We start from the raw sequence: 3,018 nt of genomic DNA, 5'->3' as shown, positions 1-3,018 counted from the left end.
TGGGAGCGAAAAACATCTGCGCGCGCAACGGCGCCAAGCGCCAGCGCCTTCAGTTGATCAACGTCGTCAGGAAGTTCGCCGAAGCCCTCGATCATGCTTCGCATGATACCGTTTTTATTGCAAAAATCCCAATTTTTTCTAGGCACTCAGGAGATTCAGACGCATCTTTTTCATATCAGCCGGCGCTCTGCGGCGCCCGCACGTCCACCGCGCGAACCCGCTTCCAATCCAGCCCTTCGACCAGCGTCATGACTTGCGCGTAACTCAGACGGATCTCGTGGCTCCCCGCCGTCGGCCAGCAGAAATGCGAGCGTTCGAGACGCTTGTGCCTCACATGAGAATGCAGCCGCCCCAAGCACAGCTCAGCAGTTAGTGCGGGTGACGCATCCGTTTCATCCTCTGTTTGCGCAGCATCTTCCGTGCGTCGGCAAGCGCTACAACCGATATGGCGAACGGCTTTTGCTGCAAGCTCGCAGCGGCGCCGTTTGGTCGGTCCCTCCGGGGTGGACTGATGCTGTGAGTCCCGATCCGGACATCGTCATGGGTCATGGGCGGTCGCTGCTGCGGGTCTCCGATTTGATGGAGCTTGCCGATCTGGTTGGCCGCCTCAGTGGCAAATCAGCGGGGCGGCCACGAAGCGGCCTGTAAAGATAATTTTGCCGCATATGTAAAGCCGATTACGCCGCAATCCTTCCCCTAGCGTGGTTCTCATGGACAAAATGCCTTGCAATAGCGACCATAAATTGGCTGCAAATGGCAGACGTAGGCTTGACGCTGTTACGAATAGCGGCGTAAATGTATTTACGTCAATATCGAATCATGTGCCTGGTGCCAGCGATGCCCGACAGCAAGCGATCGAAGAGGGATGTCCTCATCGAAGAGGGCGCATTCAATCCCGCCCCGGACAAGGTGCTCGATCCGAAGTTCCGCGGCGGCGAGTTCTTCGATCCGCGCGACGCCGTACAGGTCAAATACGAGATGCTGCGCCGCGTCTCCGTCGACAAGCTGTCAATCACCGATGCCGCCGACGAGTATGGCGTCTCAAGGCCGACCTACTATCAGGCCAAGGCTCACTTCGACACAGCCGGGATTGCCGGACTGGTCCACGCCAGACCAGGTCCCCGCGGCCCCCACAAGCTCGACGACGACATCATGGCCTTCCTGAAGGCGCGGCTGGTTCCTGGCGAACCGGTGCGCGCCCGAGAACTGGCCAGGCTGGTCCGCAACGAACTCCGTATCGAGCTTCATCCGAGAACGATCGAGCGGGCGTTAAAAAAAACAACTGGCCGGTGAACGTCGCCGCGACCTCGGCCGATCCGATCCGGTCGTCGGTCCTTGTGTCCGAGTACGAGGTGCTGCGCGCCGCAGTTCTCGGCGAAGCGCTGCCGCTCATGGCCCGCAGCGGCCTCATGCTGTTCTTGCGCCGGGGCATGTGGGGGTGGGCGAAGGTGCTGACCTCCGCGGCAGACTCTCCTCGGGAACCGATCAACCGGCGCCCGGCCGCTTCATCGACGCACGGCGGGCACGGCACCGTTGTTCATGTCCTCGCGACAATCGCCACCAGCACAAACCACGCTGGCCTACATGAGGGGATATTCCCATGAACGCACAGGTCAAAGTTCAGCGTCACCATCTCGAACGCGGCGCTTATCTCTACGTCCGCCAGTCGTCGATGCGGCAAGTCGTCGAAAACGCCGAGAGCGCCAAGCGGCAATATGCGCTGCGCGGACGCGCCGTCGCCCTCGGTTGGCGCGACGAGCAGATCATCGTCATTGACAACGATCAGGGCGAGTCCGGCGCATCGGCGGCTTGGCGCGAGGGATTCCAGCGGCTGGTCAGCGATGTCGGCCTGGGACGCGCCGGAATCGTGATGGGTCTGGAAGTCTCCCGTCTGGCGCGCAACAACGCCGACTGGCAGCGCCTGCTGGAGATCTGCGCCCTTGCCGACACCCTGATCCTCGACGAGGATGGCGTCTACGACCCGGCCAGCTTCAACGACAGGCTTCTGTTGGGATTGAAGGGCACCATGAGCGAAGCCGAACTCCATGTGATCAAGGCGAGGCTGCGCGGAGGCATCCTCAACAAGGCGAAGCGCGGCGAGTTCCGCTGCCCGCTGCCAACCGGGCTGGTCTATGACCTGTCCGGCGATGTGGCGCTGGATCCGGACCTCCAGGTCAGGGAGACGATCGCTCATTTCTTCGAGATGTTCTCGCGTGTCGGTTCCGCGTCCCAGACCGTCAAGACCTTTCGCAAGGAAGGTCTTCTGTTCCCCTCGCGCCTGCACAACAGCGAGACGGTCTTTCGGCCGCTGACGGCGTCCACGGCGATGCGCGTCCTGACCAATCCGCGCTACGCCGGCGCCTACGCCTACGGCCGGCGACAGTTCCGGCGCACCATCGAGGGCAAGAAGACCGTGCGCGCACGAGACAATGACGATTGGCTGGCCTGCATTCCCCATGCCCATTCCGGCTATATCAGTTGGGAGCGGCACCAGGAGAACCTGAAGGTTCTCAAGGCGAACGGCCATGGCTACGACGCGGCGCGAACGTCAATTCCGAGAGAAGGCCCGGCGCTGCTGCAAGGACGGGCCATCTGTGGTCGATGCGGCGGGCATTTTAGGGTCCGCTACGCTGCCCGGCGCGGCCGACAGGAAGCGTGGTATGTTTGCGATCGTCCCCACAACTATCGCGGCGAACCCTCATGCCAGTCGATCGCCGGACCTCCGGTCGATCAAGCCATTGGCATGCTGATCGCCGAAGAGATGACGCCGTTGGCCGTCGAACTGGCGCTCGAAGTGCGCAGGGAGATTCAGGCGCGCCATGAAGAGGCCGACCGGTTGCGCTGCCGCGCAATCGAGCGCGCCCAAACCGACGCCGATCTCGCCCAGCGCCGCTTCATGCTGGTCGACCCCAACAATCGCCTCGTCGCCGACATGCTCGAAGGCGAGTGGAATGACAAGCTCCGCATATTGGCCAACGCCCGCGAGGAGCGCCAGCGCGCCCAAGACCACGATCAATT

At 62.2% G+C, this 3,018-nt stretch carries 3 protein-coding genes; 2 read left to right on the top strand and 1 reads right to left on the bottom strand.

Annotated features, from left to right (window positions below):
- Positions 1-175 precede the first annotated feature (175 nt).
- Positions 176-355: an IS66 family insertion sequence element accessory protein TnpB gene (tnpB, locus tag QZY01_RS16295; RefSeq protein WP_294539126.1), complete on the bottom strand. Its 180-nt coding sequence runs from the start codon at positions 353-355 to the stop codon at positions 176-178.
- A 482-nt stretch (positions 356-837) separates the two neighbouring features.
- Between tnpB and QZY01_RS16290 the strand changes: the two genes are divergently transcribed.
- Together QZY01_RS16290 and QZY01_RS16285 are read left to right on the top strand one after the other, a co-directional pair.
- The gene (locus tag QZY01_RS16290) at positions 838-1,293 is read left to right on the top strand and encodes a helix-turn-helix domain-containing protein (RefSeq protein ID WP_294539123.1); all 456 of its coding nucleotides are present in this window, start codon (positions 838-840) and stop codon (positions 1,291-1,293) included.
- Positions 1,294-1,600: 307 nt separating this feature from the next.
- On the top strand, positions 1,601-3,018 hold a 1,418-nt coding region (locus tag QZY01_RS16285; RefSeq protein WP_294539120.1), incomplete at its 3' end, for a recombinase family protein.

Source organism: uncultured Rhodoblastus sp. (assembly GCF_903903185.1).
In the GTDB taxonomy this organism is placed as follows: domain Bacteria; phylum Pseudomonadota; class Alphaproteobacteria; order Rhizobiales; family Beijerinckiaceae; genus Rhodoblastus.
This window is presented reverse-complemented; position numbering and strand designations above follow the sequence as displayed.